The sequence below is a fragment of the Streptomyces sp. NPDC046831 genome, from assembly GCF_040645305.1.
Taxonomy (GTDB): domain Bacteria; phylum Actinomycetota; class Actinomycetes; order Streptomycetales; family Streptomycetaceae; genus Streptomyces.
The window spans coordinates 95,694-114,947 of sequence record NZ_JBEYXZ010000003.1; the positions used below are offsets into that span (position 1 = coordinate 95,694).

Below are 19,254 nucleotides of genomic sequence, written 5' to 3' on the forward strand. Positions count from 1 at the left end.
CCACCGGCCGGCGACCGCCGGACCCGGCACCCGAGAGCGAGGAACCCGCACGTGAAACTCACCGTGGTCGGCGGCGGCTCGACCTACACCCCCGAACTGGTCGACGGCTTCGCCCGCCTGCGCGACACCCTGCCCGTCGAGGAACTCGTCCTCGTCGACCCGGCGGCCGACCGCCTGGAGCCGGTCGGCGGCCTGGCCCGCCGCATCCTCGCCCGCCAGGGCCACCACGGCCGGATCGTGACGACCGCCGACCTGGAGGCGGGCATCGAGGGCGCCGACGCGGTCCTGCTCCAGCTGCGCGTCGGCGGCCAGGCCGCCCGCGAGCAGGACGAGACCTGGCCGCTGGAGTGCGGCTGCGTCGGCCAGGAGACGACCGGGGCGGGCGGCCTGGCCAAGGCGCTGCGCACCGTCCCGGTGGTCCTGGACATCGCCGAACGCGTCCGCCGCGCGAACCCCGACGCCTGGATCGTCGACTTCACCAACCCGGTCGGCATCGTCACCCGCGCCCTGCTCGGGGCAGGTCACCGGGCGGTCGGCCTGTGCAACGTGGCGATCGGCCTCCAGCGCACGTTCGCCGGACTGCTCGGCACCGCGCCTGAGGACGTCCACCTGGACCACGTGGGGCTGAACCACCTCACCTGGGAGACCGGGGTGCGCCTGGGCGGACCCGAGGGGGAGGACGTCCTGCCGGGGCTGCTGGCCGAGCACGGCGACACGATCGCCGGTCGCCTCCGGCTGCCCCGCGCGCTCCTGGACCGGCTCGGCGTGGTGCCGTCCTACTACCTGCGCTACTACTACGCCCACGACGAGGTCGTCCGGGAACTGCGCACCAAGCCGTCGCGGGCCGCGGAGGTGGCCGCCATGGAGCGGCAGTTGCTGCGGATGTACGGCGACCCCGCGCTCGACGAGAAGCCGGCCCTGCTCGCGCGGCGCGGCGGCGCCTACTACTCGGAGGCGGCGGTGGACCTGGCGGCGGCCCTGCTCGGCGCGGGGGGCAGCCCGTACCAGGTCGTGAACACCTGCAACAGGGGCACGCTCCCGTTCCTGCCGGACGACGCGGTGATCGAGGTGCAGGCGGCGGTCGGCCCGAAGGGAGCGGCGCCGCTGCCCGTGGCCCCCCTGGACCCGCTCCACGCGGGCCTGACGGCGAGCGTGACGGCGTACGAGGAGCTGGCCCTGGACGCGGCGCTGCGGGGCGGCCGGGACCGCGTCTTCCGCGCCCTGCTGGCCCACCCCCTCATCGGCCAGTACACCGTCGCCGAGCAGCTCACCGACCGGCTGATCGCGCACAACCGGGAGCACCTCGCGTGGGCGTGACGGCGAGCGTCCTCGCCATCGACGCCGGCAACAGCAAGACCGACGTGGCGGTCGTCTCGGCCGCCGGCGACGTCCTCGCCACGGCCCGCGGCGCCGGGTTCCGGCCACCGGTGGTGGGGACGGACACGGCGGTGGACGCGCTGGCGGACACGGTCGCCCGCGCCTGGGCGGCGTCCGGCGTCACCCGCGTCGACCACGTCTCGGCCTGCCTGGCCAACGCGGACCTGCCGGTGGAGGAGGAGCGGCTGGCGGCGGCCCTGCACGCGCGGGGGTGGGGCACGACGGTCGCCGTCCGCAACGACACCTTCGCCATCCTGCGGGCGGGGGTGTCCGAGCCGCGGGGCGTCGCGGTGGTCTGCGGAGCCGGCGTCAACTGCGTGGGCATGCGTCCCGACGGCCGCACCGCCCGGTTCCCCGCGCTGGGCCGCATCTCCGGCGACTGGGGCGGCGGCTGGGGGCTGGCGGAGGAGGCGATGTGGCACGCGGCCCGGGCGGAGGACGGCCGCGGGGCGTCCACCTCGCTGGCGCGCACGCTGCCCGCGCACTTCGGGCTGGACTCGATGTACGCGCTCATCGAGGCGCTGCACCTGGGGGGCATCGCCCGGCACCGCCGCCACGAGCTGGCGCCCGTCCTGTTCGCCACGGCGGCGGGCGGCGACGCGGTGGCCCGGGGCATCGTCGGACGCCAGGCGGAGGAGGTGGTGGCGATGGCGGCGGTCGCCCTGACCCGGCTCGACCTGCTGGACGAGGAGACGCCGGTCGTACTGGGCGGCGGGGTGCTGGCGGCACGCCACCCGCAGCTGAACGACCGCATCGCGGACCTGCTGTCGGAGCGGGCGCCGAAGGCGGTGCCGCGGGTGGTGACGGCGCGTCCGGTGCTGGGTGCGGCGCTGCTGGGACTGGACGGGGTGGGGGCGGGGGCGCCGGCGCGGGAACGGGTGCGGGCGCACTTCGAGGGGTGACCGTGCGGCCGGTCCCGCCCACCGGCCGACCGGCCGACGCGGCACCGTCGTCGGCGCCCCTTGCCCACCGCACGGCGCCTGGCCGCGCGGCGTGACGGCCACGGGCCGGGGGTGGGTTCGCTCCCGGCGCTCCCCGCGCACCCCGGCGTCGTCACCCCGTGGAACCGGACCGGCCTCCCCGGCGTATTCATGGGCGGGGGGTGGTGCGGGGCACGGTGGCGCGCGCCGGTTCCGTGCGGCCTCGCGCCGGGATCCGATCAAGAAGCAGCGAAGGCCGGTGCGGACGCCCGTCCCGGCGGCGATACTTGCGGCGACGGATGACCACGGGGGAGGTCAGCAGTGACACACACGCCGAAGGGCAACACGGCGCCACCGGGCCCCGGCCGGCCCACGGCGCCGGCCGTGCCGTCGCAGACCGGCCGCCCGGGACACCCCGGGTCCGCCTCCCCCGCCCCGCCGGCCGCGTTCACCACCCCTACCGCCGCGCCGGCCGTCCCGGCCCCGCGCCGCACCGCCTTCGCCGAGGGCGCCGACCGGCTGCGCGCCGCCGCGACCACCGAACCCGGCCGCCTCCGCGCCATCGGTGCCGTCCTCGCCCTCCTCGTCGTCGCCTTCGGTGCCGTCACCGCCTGGCAGACCACCGAGCGGGCCGCCGCCGCCGGCGACGTGCTGCACAGCAGCCAGCCCCTCACCTCGGACGCCGCGGACGTCTACCGCTCGCTCGCCGACGCCAACACGATGGCGGCCGGCGGCTATCTCTCGGGACCGCAGGAGACGAGGGCCACCCGCGAGCGCTACGAGAAGGACGTGCGCACGGCCGCCGCCAAACTCGTCACCGCGGCCGCCAACTCCGAACCGGGCTCCCCGTCCGCCGCGACGATCGCCAGGCTCAACGAACTCCTGCCCCGGTACAAGGGCCTCGTCGAGTCGGCGCGGGCCAACAACCGCCAGGGCTTCCCGGTCGGCGGCGCCTACCTGCGCGCCGCGAACGACACGATGCAGCGGCAGATGCTGCCCGAGGCGGAGGACCTGTACGAGAAGGAGAACCAGCGCCTGCGTGCCGACTACGGGGACGCGACCCCGTACCCGTGGGCGGCGATCGCCCTCGGAGTGCTCGCCCTGGCGGCCCTCGCCTGGGCCCAGCGGCGCACCTACCGCCGCACCAACCGGGTGCTGAACCACGGCCTGGTCGCGGCCACCGCCGCCACCGCCGTCGTCCTGCTCTGGCTCGTCGTCGGCCACAGTGTCGCCCGGGCGCGCCTCGACGGCTCCTACACGCACGGCGTCAGCTCGCTGAACGTCCTGCACGACGCCCGCATCGCCTCCCTCAAGGCCCGCAGCGACGAGAACCTCACCCTGGTCAGCCGCGGCGCGGAGACCAGGGAGCTGAAGGACGGCACGGTCATGGACGCCTACGACTGGGCGTACGACCAGGAGATCGGCCGGCTCGGCACGACGCTCGCCCGGGCCCGCGACCTCACCGACGACCCGGCGGGCCGCGAGCCGGTGCAGGTGGCGAACCAGTCCATGAAGGTGTGGAAGTCCCGGCACGCGCAGGCCCGCCGGGCCGACGACTCGGGCGACTACCAGCAGGCCCGCGACCGGGTCATCGGCACCGCCGCCCAGGACCGGTCGACCGGCGAGTGCTTCGACAGCGTCGACTCCTCGCTGGCGAAGGCGCTCAGGCACGAGACGGACGAGTTCCGGACGGCCGCGGGTGACGGCCTGGACGCGATGGCCGGCCTGCCCGCCGGCTCCGCGGCGCTCACGGTGCTCGGCGCCGCCGGCGCCGTCCTGGGCGTCGGGCGCCGGCTGTCGGAGTACCGGTGAGAGGGGGCGGGATGCGAGCACGACGTCTGCGGGCGGGCCTGCGGGGCTGGGGCGGTGTGGGGGCGATGGCCGCCGTCTGCGCCCTGGCCGTGGTCTGCGTCCTGCTGCTGCCGCTCGCCCGGTCGCACGCCGAGCCGGGCCCGGCCGGTGCCCGGGGAGCGGGCCGCGCCGCGCCGGCCCGGGCGGAGGCCTGCGTCGACCCGCAGGACCGGAGCCCTGCCCCGTCGGCCGCCGAGGGCGACACGATCAGAGCCATCAGGAGCCGCGGCCACCTGACGGTCGGCGTCGACCAGAACAGCTACCGCTGGGGCTACCTGAACAACGCCTCCGGCGAGCTGGAGGGCTTCGACATCGACCTCGTCCACCGCATCGCCCGGGACATCCTCGGCGACGGGAGCAAGGTCCAGTTCAAGGCCATCCCCACCAACCAGCGCATGTCCGCCATCCAGAGCGGCCGCGTGGACATGGTGGTGCGCACGATGACCATCACCTGCGACCGGCTGGGGCAAGTGGCCTTCTCCGCGCCGTACTTCTCGACCGGCCAGCAGGTCCTGGCCCCGAAGACATCGGCGATCACCGGGTACGACGGGTCGCTCGCCGGCGCGCGGGTCTGCTCGGCGAAGGGCTCCACGGCCTACGACCGGCTCGCCGCGGACAGCAGGAGCGGGAGGCTGCCCGCGTCCACCGACATCACCGCCACCGTCCCCAACCAGCTCGACTGCCTGGTGCGGCTCCAGCTCGGCGAGGTGGACGCGGTCGTGACGGACGGCGCGCTCGCCGCCAGCCAGGCCGCGCAGGACCCGGCGGTGGCCCTCAAGGGCGCCACCTTCACCACGGAGTACTACGGCGTGGCGATGCGGCTGGGCGCCGACGACCTGGTACGCCAGGTCAACCGGATACTGGAGGACTACCGCGCGGACGGGGGCTGGAAGACGTCGTACGACAAGTGGCTCTCCCCGACGCTGGGTAAGGACTCGGAGTCGGCGGTCCCGCCGGCGGCGCACTACGGGTGACCTGCCGTCAGATGCGTGCGACGGACACACCACACACAGCTGCGAGAGGTGATCGATGGGCGTCACGGACCCCACCGGGCCGGTGATGGACCGGGACGAGGTGGACCGTGCGCTGGCGCGGCTCGGCGCGGAGCACGAGGCGATCGAGACCTCGCTCCTCGCCCTGCAGGACCACGCGGGCCGCAGACTCCTCGAGGGAGCCGAGCTCACGGGCGTCACCAGGGAGCGCTGGGCCGCCACGGAGGCGTCGATCACGCTGCTGTGGTCGTACTTCGACGCCTACACGGGCACGCTGCGCACCGCCCGCGACATCCGCGCCCGCCGCCGCTGGTCCAGCCGCGAGGACCTGGAGCAGCTGACCGAACTGCTGCGCGGGGAGTCCGTCACGGTCGCGGGCGCCGCCGCGGCGGCCGCGGGCGCGTCCGCCGGGCCGGGCGCTCCCGCCCGGCTCAGCGAGCGGTACTCGCTGCAGGCGCTCGTGGACCGGATGAACGAGCTGTACGCGGCCGGCCTCGACATGGTCGTCGCCGCGGACGCCGTCTGGTCGGCGCTGCCCGCCCGGATCGATTTACTCGCCGCCGAGCTGCGGCGCACGCGCCGGCTCGCGCACTCGGTCGGCGTCCGCCCCGGCGAGCATCCGGCGGGCGACGACCTGGAACGGATCACCCGCACCCTGACGAGGCTGCGCGAGGAGGTCGTCTCCGACCCGCTCGCCCACTGGGTCCCGGCGCAGGGCAGTTCGGCGCCGGGCGGCGGGAAGCCGGACACCACCGTGTACGACCGCGAGGCGCGGGCGCTGGAGGAGGTGCGCCGGGAGATCGACGCCGTGCTCGGCGTGCGCCAGGACGCCGAGCAGCGGCTGATCAGGCTCCGCGACGTGCTCTCGCGCGCGGACCGCACGCTCGCCGAGGCGCGGGCCGCGCGCGGCGAGGTCCTGGCGAAGATCGCCGCCACCGAGGTGCCGGTGGTCAGCGGTCCGCCGACGGCGCTGATGGAGCAGCTGGCGACGGCCGCCGAGTACCGCCGGCAGGGCCAGTGGCACCGCCTGTCACCGCTGCTGGAGTCCCTGGAGCAGAAGGCGGAGGACGAACTGCTGCGCGCCCGTGAGTCGTTGACGGCGGTCACGGCGCCGCTGGCGGTGCGCGCCGAGCTGCGGGGCCGGCTGGACGCGTACCGGGCGAAGGTGGCGCGGCACGGGCTCGCGGAGGACCCGCTGCTCGTCGAGCGGTACGACGCGGCCCGGCGGATGCTGTGGAGCGCGCCCTGCGACCTGCGGGTGGCCGAGCAGGCCGTGCTGCGCTACCAGCGCACGGCCGCCGAGCTGATCGGCGGCGCACCGCGGGTGCCGGAGCAGGGCGGGTCCGGGGACCACGGGGGGCCGGGCTCGTGAGCGCCGGGAAGGACACGGGTGTGATGAGTCAGGCGGGACAGGGCTGCCAGCGGCCCGGCTGCGACGGGTCGTACGAGGACGTGGGCGGCGGCGAGCTGTACTGCGGCACCTGCGGGCTGGCCCCGGTGGTCGCCCCGGACGGGACGGTGGGCTCGCCGCCCACCGGTGTCGCGGCGGGCGGCGGGGGCCCGGCGGGCTACTCCGGCGGGCGCAGCGCCCGCTCCCTGGGCACGTCCTCGCAGTCGTCGAGGTCGCGCCGTTCGGTGTCGGGCCGTCTCTCGCGGTCGGTGCCGGGCCGCAGCACGAGCCGTTCGGTGTCGGTGCGCGGTTCCGGCTCGGCCGGCGGCTCCGGGCGCGGCCGGCTGGGCGCCGGTCTGGTGGCGGTGCCGCAGGTGCCGCGGCCCGACCCGCGGGCGATGGTGCTGGACGACCCGGAGGTGCCCGAGCGGAAGCGGTTCTGCTCGCGTTCGGACTGCGGGGCCCCGGTGGGACGCGCCCGCGGCGACCGGCCGGGCCGCACGGAGGGCTTCTGCACCGAGTGCGGTCACCCGTACTCGTTCGTGCCGAAGCTGCGGGCCGGTGACATCGTCCACGGCCAGTACGAGGTGGCGGGCTGCCTGGCGCACGGCGGGCTGGGCTGGATCTACCTCGCCGTGGACCGCGCGGTCTCCGACCGGTGGGTGGTGCTCAAGGGCCTGCTGGACACCGGCGACCAGGACGCGATGGCGGCCGCGATCTCCGAGCGGCGCTTCCTCGCGGAGATCGAGCACGCGAACATCGTGCGGATCTACAACTTCGTGGAGCACCTCGACCAGCGCACCGGCTCCCTCGACGGCTACATCGTGATGGAGTACGTCGGCGGCAAGTCCCTGAAGGAGATCGCCAACTCCCGCCGCACCCCGGACGGCAGACGCGACCCGCTGCCGGTGGAGCAGGCGTGCGCGTACGGCATCGAGGCGCTGGAGGCCCTCGGCCACCTGCACAGCCGCAACCTGCTGTACTGCGACTTCAAGGTCGACAACGCCATCCAGACCGAGGACCAGCTCAAGCTGATCGACATGGGCGCGGTGCGCCGGGTCGACGACGAGGAGTCGGCCATCTACGGCACGGTCGGCTACCAGGCGCCGGAGGTCGCGGAGGTCGGCCCGTCGGTGGCCTCCGACCTGTACACGGTCGGCCGTACCCTCGCCGTGCTGAGCTTCGACTTCCAGGGCTACACGAACGTCTTCGCCGACCGCCTGCCCGACCCGGACACCATCGAGGTCTTCCGCCGGTACGAGTCCTTCTACCGGCTCCTGGTGCGTGCCACCGACCCCGATCCGGCCCGCCGGTTCGCCTCCGCGCAGGAGATGGCGGAGCAGCTGACGGGGGTGCTGCGGGAGGTCGTGTCGCTCCAGACGGGACACGCGCGGCCGGCGCTGTCGACGCTGTTCGGCCCCGAACTGAGGGTGACCGACACGGAGTTGTTCCCGGCGCTGGACGGCGACGTGTCGCGGCTGGGGGCACGCACCGGGCGCGGGCGCCGGCGCCGGGCCGCGGCCGCCGGAGCGGCCGCGGGTGCGGTGGCCGGGCTCCCGGGCGGCGCGCCGGACGCCGGCGGCGGCACGCCCGGCATCGTCAGGACCGTCGACGCCCCGGCCGCGGCGCTGGCCCTGCCGGTGCCGCACGTCGACCCCTCCGACCCGAACGCGGGCTTCCTCGCCGGGCTGCTGACGTCCTCGCCGGCCGAACTGGTGGCCGCGCTGGCGGCGGTGCCGTCGCCGTCGGCCGAGACCCGGCTGCGCCAGGTCCGCGCCTGGCTGGAGACCGGCGAGCCGGCCGGCGCGCTGACGGCGCTGCGGAGCCTGGAGGAGGACGACCCCGGCGACTGGCGGGTCGTCTGGTACCGCGGCCTGACCGCCCTCGTCACCGGCGACCACGAGGACGCGGCCCTCGCCTTCGACGCCGTCTACGACGCCTTCCCCGGCGAGATCGCCCCGAAGCTGGCGCTCGGGCTCTGCGCGGAGGTGCTCGGGCAGCTGGACAACGCCGCCGAGTACTACCGCCTGGTGTGGTCGGCCGACCCCAGCCACGTCGGCGCCGCCTTCGGCCTCGCCCGCGTCCAGCTCGCGGCCGGCGACCGGCGCGGGGCCGTACGGACCCTGGAGTCGGTGCCGGAGTCCTCCGTCCACTGCACGGCCGCGCGCGTGGCGGCCGTACGGGCGCGGCTGCGGCACCGCACGGCGGCCGCGTCCGACACGCCGTTCCTCAACGACCTGACCGCCGCCGCCCGGCAGGTCGAGGCGCTGCAGGCGCACGGTTTGGACCCGGCGCGCCGCGAGCAGTTGTCTGCGGAAGTCCTCGGCTCGGCCCTGGACTGGGTACTCTCCGGGGGCCGGGACTCCGCCCCGGCCGGCCGGCGGGTACTGCTCGGCAGCGATCTGGACGAGCGGGGACTCCGCTTCGGCCTGGAGCGCTCGTACCGCACGCTCGCCCGGCTGGCGAGCGGCGGTGAGGAGAGGATCCACCTGGTGGAACGTGCCAACCGTTACCGCCCCCGGACATGGGTGTAGTTGATGTCGCAGATGCCCCAGCAGGCCGCCTGGTCGACGTGCCCGAGCTGCCGCGAGCCGCTCGAGCCGGGTGACCGTTTCTGCGGTGCGTGCGGACACGAGCTGTCCGCGGCCGCCGCGCCACCCGGCGACACGCCGACTCTCACCATGGACGGCCAGGTGCCCCACCCGGCGCCGCCGCCCGGGCCCGCCGACGGGGCCGCGGGCCCGGCCTGGCCGGTAGCGCCGCAGTCCGACAGCTCCGGGCGGCCGGGCCGGACGCACCTGCCGACGGACCTGCCGGGCACGGACTCGGGCGGCTCCCCGCTGCCGCCGGAGCCCCCCTCGGCTCCGCCGGCCGCGCCGGACGCGCGGACCCCTGCGGCGCCGGAAGCCCCGCAGCCGCCGGTGCCCGGCTCCCCGCCGGGCCCGGCCGCCGCCCCGGGCGTGCGGTTCGACCGTCCGCCGGAGCCGGAGGACTACCCGCTGCAGGCCCCGGACCCGCGCATGGCCGCCGCCGCGGCCGGCGCGGAGACTGCGGGCGGCGCGGAGGGTGCGGGCGGCGCGGAGGGTGCGGGCACGGGCGCGGAGGGCGCGGTCGCGGGGGGCGCGGCCGCCCCGGTGTGCGTGGCCTGCCGGGCGGGGCGGGTCGACACCGACGGCTACTGCGAGAACTGCGGGCACGCCCAGCCCCGCGAGCGCGACCACATGGAGCAGGAGGCCGGACCGGTCGCCGCGGTCAGCGACCGGGGCCTGCGCCACCACCGCAACGAGGACGCGTTCGCCGTCGGCACCACCGCCCTGCCCGACGGCTCCCCGGCGACCGTGGCCGTCGTCTGCGACGGCGTGTCGTCGGCGACCCGCCCGGACGACGCCTCGCTCGCGGCGTCCCGGGCGGCGAGCGAGAGCCTGCTGGCCGCTCTGCCGCGCGCGACGCACCCGCAGCAGGCGATGCACGACGCCATCGTCGCCGCCGCGCACGCGGTGAACGCGCTGGCCGAGGAGCCCGCGACGGCCCGTGAGCACGCCCCGCACCAGAACGCGCCCGCCTGCACGCTCGTCGCCGCCGTCGTCACCGCCGGCCTGCTCGTGGTCGGCTGGGTGGGCGACAGCCGCGCCTACTGGGTGCCGGTGGACCGCGACGCGCCCGCGGCCCGGCTCACCGAGGACGACTCGTGGGCGGCCCAGATGGTCGCCGCGGGCCTGATGAGCGAGGCCGAGGCGTACGCCGACGAGCGTGCCCACGCGATCACCGGCTGGCTCGGCGCGGACGCCTACGAACTGGAGCCCCACACCGCCGCGTTCAAGCCGGACCGGCCGGGTGTCGTGGTGGTCTGCACGGACGGGCTGTGGAACTACGCGGAGACGGCCGGGGAGATGGCCGAGGCCCTTCCCCTCGACGCCGCCGTGCGCCCCCTGCACAGCGCCCGGGTGCTGGTCGGTCACGCCCTGGACGGCGGGGGCCACGACAACGTAACAGTGGCCGTCCTGCCGTTCCCCGCCCCGCCGCAGGGGGCAGGATCGGCCTGAGAGCCGTACGCCGGGCCGCAGAACGGGGACGCCGCGGCCCGGCGCTCACCACGGGGCCGGCTCCCGGCAGGGGGCCGGGGGGAACCAGCCGGGGGGAGGCACCGAGGGGCCGGAGGGGACCGGTCCGTTCACCACGTCGTCCCCGCTTGCGGGGCTCAGAGGGGGGATCTGAGAAGGCCATGGCCAACTTCTCGAAGTCGAACGCGCCGCAGTTCTCGGTGGACGTGTACCAGAACGAGTACCTGCCGGAGGGCGGCCGCGAGGTCAACGCCGTCGTCACGGTGACCGCGACCGGCGGCGGCACCCGGGGCGCCGCGGCCGCCGCACCACACGGGTACGAGCCCGGCCGGGGGCCGTCCGCAGCCGTGGTGATCATGGTGGACTGCTCGGGCTCGATGGACCACCCGCCGGCGAAGATGCGCAACGCGCGCGACGCCACGGCGGCCGCCGTCGACACCCTGCGGGACGGGGTGCACTTCGCGGTCGTCGGCGGCACGCACGTGGCCACGGAGGTCTATCCCGGCGGCGGGCGGCTCGCGGTCGCCGGCACCACCACCCGCGCACAGGCCAAGCAGGCGCTGCACAGGCTGAGCGCGGGCGGCGGCACGGCCATCGGCACCTGGCTCCGGCTGGCCGACCGGCTGCTGTCCCCGGCGGACGTCGCCATCCGGCACGGCATCCTGCTCACCGACGGCCGCAACGAGCACGAGTCGCCCGAGGACCTCAGGGCCACCCTCGATACCTGCGCCGGCCGCTTCACCTGCGACGCCCGCGGCGTCGGCACCGACTGGGACGTGAAAGAAGTCACAGCGGTCGCCTCCGCGCTGCTCGGCACCGCCGACATCGTCGCCGACCCGGCGGGCCTGGCCGCCGACTTCACGCGGATGATGGAGACGGCGATGGGCAAGGAGGTCGCGGACGTCGCGCTGCGGGTGTGGACACCGGCCGGCGCGAGCATCAGGTTCCTCAAGCAGGTGGCGCCGGCGGTCGAGGACCTGACGGGCCGCCGCACCGAGGCGGGCCCGCGCGCGGGCGACTACCCCACCGGGGCGTGGGGCGACGAGTCCCGCGACTACCACCTCTGCGTGGAGGTACCCGCCGCGGGCGTCGGGCGGGAGATGCTCGCCGCCCGCGTCTCCCTGGTCGTGCCGCAGCCCGCGGGCACCTCCGGATCGGGCAGCACAGGAGACGGCGTGCGGAACCCCGGCGCACAGGGCCTGGTGCGCGCCGTGTGGACCGACGACGTGGCCGCCTCCACCTCGATCAACCCCCAGGTCGCCCACTACACCGGCCAGGCCGAACTGGCACAGGCCATCCGACAGGGGCTCGAACGGCGCAAAGCGGGAGACATCGACGGAGCGACGGCCAAACTGGGCCGGGCGGTGCAGCTGGCCGGCGCCTCGGGCAACGCGGACACTGCGAAACTGCTTGCGAAGGTGGTGGACGTGGTCGATGCCGCGGCAGGTACTGTGCGACTGAAGGCGAAGGTCGCCGAGGCCGACGAGATGACTCTCGAAACCCGGTCGACGAAGACCGTTCGTGTGAAGAAGTGACGCGGTGGCACCACGACACGCCACCGCCCCACAGCGAGCCCGACCCCCTTGGGGTGGGAGAAATCCGGTCGAAGCGGCCGGAAGAGGAAAGGGGGAAGCGCCGACATGCCGACCTGCCCGAACGGACATCAGTCGGGTTCCGACGACTGGTGCGAGGTCTGCGGTCACCGCATGGCCGGTGCCGTGCCTCCGCCTCCCCCGCCGCCCCCGGCGGGCGGTTACGGCTTCCCGCCGGCGCCCGGCCCGGCCGACGGACCCGGCCGGCCCGGCGGCCACGGCCGGCCCGGAGGCCACGGCCGGCCCGGTGGCGCCGGTCAGCCCGGTGGCGCCGGTCAGGCCGGGGGTGCCGCGGGGCACCCGCACCTGTCCGCCGGACCGGAGCCCGAGCTCTGCCCGCAGTGCCGCACGCCCCGCGAGGGCGGAGCGCCGTTCTGCGAGGAGTGCCGGTGGAACTTCCTCACCAACACGGCGACCTCGTACACCCCGGCCGCGCCGCGCCCGCCGGCGTCCGGCCAGGCCCCCCGCTTCCCGCAGCCGCCCGGCCCGGCCTTCGGTGGCGACTCCTACGAGTACCAGGGCTCCCGTCCCTCTCAGGTGAACCGGCCCGCCGAGCCGATCCCGCCGGGCCCGCCCTTCGGCGGCGAGCCGTCGGGCCGCACCGGGGCGCCGGGTCCTTCCGGCTTCGGCGGGAACCCCGGCCCCTCCGGCTTCGGTCCCGACCCGTTGCGGCCGGGTCCCCCGCCGGGCGGTCCGGGTGCGACCGGGGGCGCCCCGCAGGCGTTCCAGCAGGCCGGGCCGCCTGCCCCGCCCGCCTACCCGCAGGAGACCGGCCGACGGCAGCCGGGCGGCTCCCCCTTCGGCGGTGACGACGACTGGGTGATCTCCCCGCCGTCGCCCACCGGGCCGGACGCCCGGGGTGGCGGCTACGGCTACCCGCAGCCCGGCTCCACCCAGGCCCCGCCCGGCCGGGGCGGCCGCGGCGGGTACGGCTACCCGCAGCCCGGCTCCACCCAGGCTCCGCCCGGCCCGGGCGGCCGCGGCGGGTACGGCTACCCGCAGCCCGGCTCCACCCAGGCTCCGTCCGGCCCCGGCTTCCCGCAGCAGCCGCAGCAGCCGGCGGTCTGGACGGCGACGATCGGCCCGGACCGCGAGTACTTCATGGCGATGATGCAGCGCTCCGGCCCCGAGGCGGCGGGCCTCAACCTGCCCGCCTACTCGCCCGAGCAGCAGCGCACGCTCACCGGCAACCAGGTCACCATCGGCCGCCGCCGGCACTCCACCGGCGACACCCCCGACATCGACCTGTCGGTGCCGCCGGAGGACCCGGGCGTCTCGCACCAGCACGCGGTCCTGGTCCAGCAGCCGGACGGCAGCTGGGCGGTCGTGGACCAGAACTCGACGAACGGCACCACGGTGAACGGCTCCGAGGAACCGATCCAGCCGTTCGTGCCGGTGCCCCTCCGGGACGGCGACCGCGTACACGTGGGCGCCTGGACGACGATCACCGTCCGCCGCGGCCACGGGGGCTGACCCGGGCGGGCGCGCGGGGCGACTCACGCGGCTCGGCGCCCGCGGGCCGACCGCGCGGGCACGGGTGCGCGGGCCGACCGCGGGCGCGGGTGCGCGGATGATTCGCGGGCTCCGGCACGCGGGCGGCTGATCCGTCGGCGCGCTGCGCAAGGGCCACCCGCGCCGGCGTGGGCGCCCGCAGGTGACTCACAGGCTCCGGCACACGGGCGGCTGATCCGTCGGCGCGCTGCGCAAGGGCCACCCGCGCCGGCGTGGGTGCCCGCAGGTGACTCACAGGCTCCGGCACACGGGCGGCTGATCCGTCGGCGCGGGCGCGGACGGGACAGCGGGGTGACTCGGCGGTCGGGGAGGCCCCGGCGGGCCGGCATAGCGACGGGCCAGGCGAGTCGGCGATCCGGAGGGGACCGTGGGGCCGGGTCCCGACGGCCCCGCGGGGCTACCACTGCCCATGGCCCTGAGCCCGGCCCAGGGCCACTCGGGCATCGCCCTCGGCCCCCGGCCCCCGGCCTCTCGATCACTCCGGCAGGGGCCAAGCGTGGGGTCCGCCGGGGTCGTCCAGCCAGGCCCACGCGCGCCCGCCGCTCACCGTGATCCCGTACCGGGTGCGCGCCGGGCGTCCCTCGCTCTCCCACAGGGCGTGGGCCCGCGCCGGGTCGAGCCGGCCGCGGGTCAGGGCCAGCAGGAAGCGGAACAGCTCGTGCTCCCGCGCGCCCTGCGGCAACCCGGCCGGCCGGAACACCGGCAGCTCGGGCCTGCCCCCGCCGCGCAGGGGCACGAAGTGGGCGGGCGTGTCCAGGAAGCCGCCCTCGGCGTGCGCGGCGTCCCAGACTGTCAGCACGGCGAGCCCGGTGGCGATGGGCATCAGGATCCGGGCGCCCGGGGCGCACTGGGCGAGCCAGGCGCGCGGGACCGAGGTCAGCGCACAGGTGGCGACGACACGGTCGAAGGGGGCGCGCTCGGGCACCCCGCGGGCGCCGTCGCCGGTGACGACGGCCGGGCGGTGCCCGGCGGCGGCCAGGTGCCGGCGTGCCGACTCGGTGATCTCCGGGTCGAGGTCGACCGTGGTGACGAGGCCGTCGTCGCCGAGCCGGTGGGCGAGCAGGGCCGCGTTGTAGCCGGTGCCCGTGCCGATCTCCAGCACCCGGTTGCCGCCCTCCACCCGCAGCGCGGCCAGCATCTTCGCCATGAGCGACGGCTGGCTGCTGGAGGAGATCAGTTCGCCGTCGCGCAGCCGGGTGGCCAGCGGTTCGTCGGCGTAGGCGCCGCGCAGCCAGCGCTCGCGCGCCTGCGGGTCCGGGCTCTCTCCCCACCGCCGCTCGTAGCCGCCGCGCACGCCGACGTAGTAGTACGGCACGAAGAGGTGGCGCGGCACCGCCGCGAACGTCTCCCGCCACCCCGGGTCGGCCGCCCAGGCCCCGCTCGCCTCGATCTCCCGGACCAGGTCCGCCCGCGCCGCGGCGGCGAGGCCGGCCTGCTCCCTGTCGGCAGCCTGCGTACCCATGGGTCCACTGTGCTGCGGGACGCCGTCCGAGGCGAGCACCGACCCCGGTTCCCCGGCGGCGGGTCACCGCCGGGGACCGGCCGGTCCTCGCCCCTCCGGGCCCGCCGTCCGGGGTGGTCCCCAGCCTCGGGTCCTCCGTCCGGCCGTCTGAGACCATGGACGGGTGAATGAGATTCGGCGCGGCACGCTTCAGGAGCAGACCTTCTACGAGCAGGTCGGCGGGGAGGAGACCTTCCGCCGGCTCGTCCACCGTTTCTACCAGGGCGTCGCCGAGGATCCCGAGCTGCGGGCCATGTACCCGGAGGAGGACCTGGGCCCGGCCGAGGAGCGGCTCCGGCTGTTCCTGATCCAGTACTGGGGCGGCCCGACCACCTACGGCGAGCGGCGCGGCCATCCGCGGCTGCGGATGCGGCACGCCCCCTTCAAGGTCGACCGGGCGGCGCACGACGCCTGGCTGCGGCACATGCGGGCCGCCGTCGACGAGCTCGGCCTGTCGGAGGAGCACGAGCAGACGCTGTGGAAGTACATGACGTACGCGGCCGCGTCGATGGTGAACACGCCTGACTGACCCCGCACCCTGGCCCGCAGTGCTCCCCGCGGGCGCACTGCCGCCGGGGCACCGCGCCGGCTGAACCGCCCGCCCGGGGAGAGCGGCACCGGGCGGGACGGCAGCCGGGTGCCGCATTCCGGACGCGGGGCGCCGGATGCCGATCACAATCCGGTCAAGCTCGGTCCACCGGCGCTTACCCCGGGCCGGTCCCCTCTGACAGCATCGCCAGGAGATCTGGACGACGGCGGGGGGCCGAGTGACGGGGAACGCGGGTTTCGTCCTGTCGCGCGCGCGGGCGCACCGCCTGCTCCTCGCCGCCGTGCTGCTCTCCGTCCTGCTGACCACGGCCGTCCTGACGACGCTGACCGCGTACGCCGGCGCGATCGGGGACGCGGCACTGCGCCACTCCCTGCGCGATCCCGGCAACGCGGCCGACGCCACCCTGGTCGTGAAGGCGGACGTGCCGCGCGCCGGACGTGCGGCCGCCGACGCCGCCGTGCGGAAGGAGGGCCGCGCGGCCTTCGACGGGCTGCCGGTGACCGTGCGGACCCTGCTGCGGTCCGGCCCGTACGCCCTCCCCCGCACCCCGCGTCCCTCCCCCGCGGGCGGGGGCGCCGCCGCGGACCCGGACCTGACGTACCTGGCGGCCCTCGACCGCACCCAGGTGCGGATCACTGCCGGGCGTATGCCCGGCCGGGGCACCGGCGCCGTCGAGGTCGCGCTGCCGGAGACCGCCGCCGGGCGGCTCGGGCTGCGCCCCGGCGCCCGGCTCACCCTCACCGACCGGCTCGGCGGCGTCCCGGCCCGGGTGCGGATCACGGGTCTGTACCGGCCCGTCGACGCCGAGGCGCCGTACTGGCGGCTGGACCCGCTGGACGGCCGCGGGATCCGCAAGGTCGATTTCACCATGTACGGCCCGATGCTCACCGACCCCGGCGTACTGGCCGGCGGGACGGTGAGCGAGGGGCAGTCGGCGTGGCAGGTGGCGGCCGACTTCTCCGCACTGACCACGGGCCGGATCGACGCGCTGCGGGACGCGGTCCGCGCGGGCGGCACCTCCCTGAGCTCGGCGGACGCGCTGGGCGGCGCGCCGGCCGTCACGACCGCGCTGCCCGAGGTGCTCGACCGCATCGACCGCTCCCTGCTCGTCTCCCGCTCGACCCTCCTGATCGCCGCGCTCCAGCTCGCGCTGCTCGCCGGCTACGCCCTGCTGCTCGTCGCCCGGCTGCTGAGCACCGAACGCGCCGCGGAGACCCGGCTGCTGCTGGCCCGTGGCGGCTCCCGCGCCCGGGTGGCGGGCCTCGCCGCCGTGGAGGCGCTGCTGCTGGCCGGGCCCGCGGTGGTCTGCGCGCCGCTGCTCGCCGGGCCGCTGACCCGGCTGCTGGCCGGGCAGGGCGCCCTGGCCCGGATCGGGCTGCGCCCGGAGGCCTCGGCGCTCGGCCGGCCCGCGGTGTGGCTGGTGGCGGTGGGCGTGGCGCTCGGCTGCGCGCTGGCGGTGACGCTGCCCGTGCTGACGTCGTCGTTCACCGCCGGGCGCGCCCGGACGGTCCCGGCACCGCTGCGCGCGGGCGCGGACCTCGCACTGCTGGCGGTCGCGGCCGTGGCGTACTGGCAGCTGGACCGCCAGCCCTCCGGCGCGGCCGGCGGCGACGGCGCCCTCGGCGTCGACCCGCTGGTCGTCGTCGCGCCCGCGCTCGCCCTGCTGGCCGGAACGGTGCTGACGCTGCGGCTGCTGCCGCCGGTGGCCCGGCTCGCCGAGCGCCGCGCGGCCCGGGGCCGCGGGCTGCCCGCCGCGCTCGCGGGCTGGCAGTTCGGCCGCCGCCCGATGCGGGGCGCCGGTCCGGTCCTGCTGCTCGTGCTCGCCGTGGCGCTGGGCATGCTGGCGATCGGCCAGGGCGCCTCCTGGGACCGGTCGCAGGCCGACCAGGCCGACTTCCGCGCCGGTACGCCGGTGCGCGTGCTGGCCTCCGGGGAGGGCGACCTCGGCCGTACGGAGCAGTACGCGGCCGTCCCGCACGTCCGCGCGGCCGCCCCGGTCGTGCGGACGGCGCTCCAGCTGTCCGGCGACCGCACGGCGACCGTGCTGGCGGTGGACACCGCGCACGCGGCGGAGGCCGTGCTGATGCGGCCCGACCTGGCGCCCCGGGCCGCCCGTCCGCTGGGCCGGGGACTGGCGCCGAAGGGAGCGGCCGCGGGGGCCGTCGTCCCGGCGGGCACCGTACGGCTGCGGCTGACGGCGGCGGTGCACGGCTCGGCCACGGGAACGACGGCGGACGTGGCCGTCACCCTGGAGGACCGCTACGGCACCCCCTACCGCGTGCCGGCCGGCCGGCTGACCGCCGACGGCCGCCCGCACCCGCTGACCGTCGCCCTTCCCCCGTCCGCCGGAACGCTCACGCTCACCGCCCTGGAGCTGACCATGATCCAGCCCGTCGGCGGCGCGGAGCGGCACCGCCTGGCCGTCACGGCACTGACCGCCGCCGACGGCCACGGGACGGTGCGGCAGATCGCGCTGCCCGCCGCCTGGAAGGCCACGTCCAGCAGCAGCGACACCCTCTCCACGCCGGACTTGACCACCCGCGCGGTCCCGCCGCGCGTGACGTCGTCCCGCCCGCTGACCGTCGCGTACGGCACCGGGTACGTGCCGGCCGAGGAGAGCTCCGTCGTCGCCGCGCTGACCGTGCGGCTGCGGGTGCCCCAGCCGGCCGTGCCCGAGATCACGGCCGTGGCCACCGACCGGTTCCTGGCCTCGGCGGGCGCCCGCGCCGGGCAGCGTGTGGAGGTGGTCGTCGGCGGGCGGAACCTGCCGGTGCGCGTCGTGCGCACCGTGCGCGAACTGCCGACCGCGGGCGGCGCCGACGGCCCGGCGGGCACCGGGTCCGCCGCGCCGGACGGAGGCGGGTCGGACGGCGGGGCCCTGCTGGTCGATCTGCGGTCCGTGAACCGGGCACTGCAGGCGCGCTACGGCGAGAGCGTCGCCCCCACCGAGTGGTGGCTGGACACGGGTCCGGGCGCCGCGGCGGGGGTCGCGGCGGCCCTGCGCGCCCTGCCCGACCTGGATCCGGCGCAGGTGGTGGTGCGCGACGAGATCGCCGCGCAGCTGCGCGACGACCCGTTCGGCGCCGGCGCCGCGGCCGCGTTCGCCGCGGCGGCCGCGGTGGCCGCGGCGCTGGCCGCGGTGGGCTTCGCGGTGAGCGCGGCGGGGTCCCTGCGGGAGCGGGACGCCGAGTTCGCCGTGCTGCGCGCCCTGGGCGCCCCGCGGCGTCAGCTGGCCCGCACGATCGCCGCCGAGCAGGGGGTCCTCGTCACCCTGGCACTGGCGGTGGGCGTCGCCCTGGGGGCGGTGCTGACGCGGGCCGTCGTTCCGCTGATCGTCCTCACCGCGCAGGCCGGCAAGCCGGTCCCCGCGGTGCTCGTGGAACTGCCGGTCGCGCGGGTGGCCGTCCTGCTGGCGGCCGTCGCCGTCGCCCCGCTCGCCGTCACGGCGGCGCCGGCGTTCCGCCGCACCGACCCGGCGGCCTCGCTCCGCAACCGGGGAGGTGAGTGA

The 19,254-nt window shown here is 76.9% G+C and carries 12 protein-coding genes; 11 read left to right on the forward strand and 1 reads right to left on the reverse strand.

Annotated elements, in window-relative coordinates:
* Positions 1 to 51: 51 nt before the first annotated feature.
* The 9 genes from ABZ920_RS03920 (at position 52) to ABZ920_RS03960 (ending at position 13,656) form a co-directional block, all read left to right on the forward strand.
* On the forward strand, positions 52 to 1,317 hold the full coding sequence (locus tag ABZ920_RS03920; protein WP_361498501.1) for a 6-phospho-beta-glucosidase: 1,266 nt from the start codon (positions 52 to 54) through the stop codon (positions 1,315 to 1,317).
* Positions 1,308 to 2,279 carry a BadF/BadG/BcrA/BcrD ATPase family protein gene (locus ABZ920_RS03925; protein ID WP_361498503.1) on the forward strand — a complete coding sequence of 324 codons (972 nt, stop codon included), beginning with the start codon at positions 1,308 to 1,310 and terminating at the stop codon, positions 2,277 to 2,279. The genes ABZ920_RS03920 and ABZ920_RS03925 overlap by 10 nt, the downstream gene beginning before the upstream one ends.
* Before the next feature lie 339 nt (positions 2,280 to 2,618).
* Positions 2,619 to 4,109 (forward strand): hypothetical protein, encoded by a 1,491-nt coding sequence (locus ABZ920_RS03930; protein WP_361498505.1) that lies wholly within the window; start codon positions 2,619 to 2,621, stop codon positions 4,107 to 4,109.
* Positions 4,110 to 4,120: 11 nt separating this feature from the next.
* On the forward strand, positions 4,121 to 5,122 hold the full coding sequence (locus ABZ920_RS03935) for a glutamate ABC transporter substrate-binding protein (protein ID WP_361498507.1): 1,002 nt from the start codon (positions 4,121 to 4,123) through the stop codon (positions 5,120 to 5,122).
* A gap of 55 nt (positions 5,123 to 5,177) precedes the next feature.
* Entirely contained in the window at positions 5,178 to 6,512 is a 1,335-nt protein-coding gene (locus ABZ920_RS03940) for a hypothetical protein (protein ID WP_361498509.1), read from the forward strand.
* 23 nt (positions 6,513 to 6,535) lie between these two features.
* Positions 6,536 to 9,064 carry a tetratricopeptide repeat protein gene (locus ABZ920_RS03945; RefSeq protein WP_361498511.1) on the forward strand — a complete coding sequence of 843 codons (2,529 nt, stop codon included), beginning with the start codon at positions 6,536 to 6,538 and terminating at the stop codon, positions 9,062 to 9,064.
* Between the two features lie 3 nt (positions 9,065 to 9,067).
* Positions 9,068 to 10,573 (forward strand): PP2C family serine/threonine-protein phosphatase, encoded by a 1,506-nt coding sequence (locus ABZ920_RS03950; protein ID WP_361498513.1) that lies wholly within the window; start codon positions 9,068 to 9,070, stop codon positions 10,571 to 10,573.
* A 179-nt stretch (positions 10,574 to 10,752) separates the two neighbouring features.
* A complete protein-coding gene (locus ABZ920_RS03955) occupies positions 10,753 to 12,126 on the forward strand; it encodes a VWA domain-containing protein (RefSeq protein ID WP_361498515.1) in 1,374 nt (457 codons plus the stop codon).
* Positions 12,127 to 12,231: 105 nt separating this feature from the next.
* Entirely contained in the window at positions 12,232 to 13,656 is a 1,425-nt protein-coding gene (locus ABZ920_RS03960; RefSeq protein WP_361498517.1) for an FHA domain-containing protein, read from the forward strand.
* A 514-nt stretch (positions 13,657 to 14,170) separates the two neighbouring features.
* Here ABZ920_RS03960 and ABZ920_RS03965 read toward each other — a convergent pair.
* The gene (locus tag ABZ920_RS03965) at positions 14,171 to 15,157 is read right to left on the reverse strand and encodes a methyltransferase domain-containing protein (RefSeq protein WP_361498519.1); all 987 of its coding nucleotides are present in this window, start codon (positions 15,155 to 15,157) and stop codon (positions 14,171 to 14,173) included.
* Between the two features lie 163 nt (positions 15,158 to 15,320).
* Between ABZ920_RS03965 and ABZ920_RS03970 the strand changes: the two genes are divergently transcribed.
* Positions 15,321 to 15,725: a globin gene (locus tag ABZ920_RS03970; protein ID WP_361498521.1), complete on the forward strand. Its 405-nt coding sequence runs from the start codon at positions 15,321 to 15,323 to the stop codon at positions 15,723 to 15,725.
* 238 nt (positions 15,726 to 15,963) lie between these two features.
* A complete protein-coding gene (locus ABZ920_RS03975) occupies positions 15,964 to 19,254 on the forward strand; it encodes an ABC transporter permease (protein ID WP_361498523.1) in 3,291 nt (1,096 codons plus the stop codon).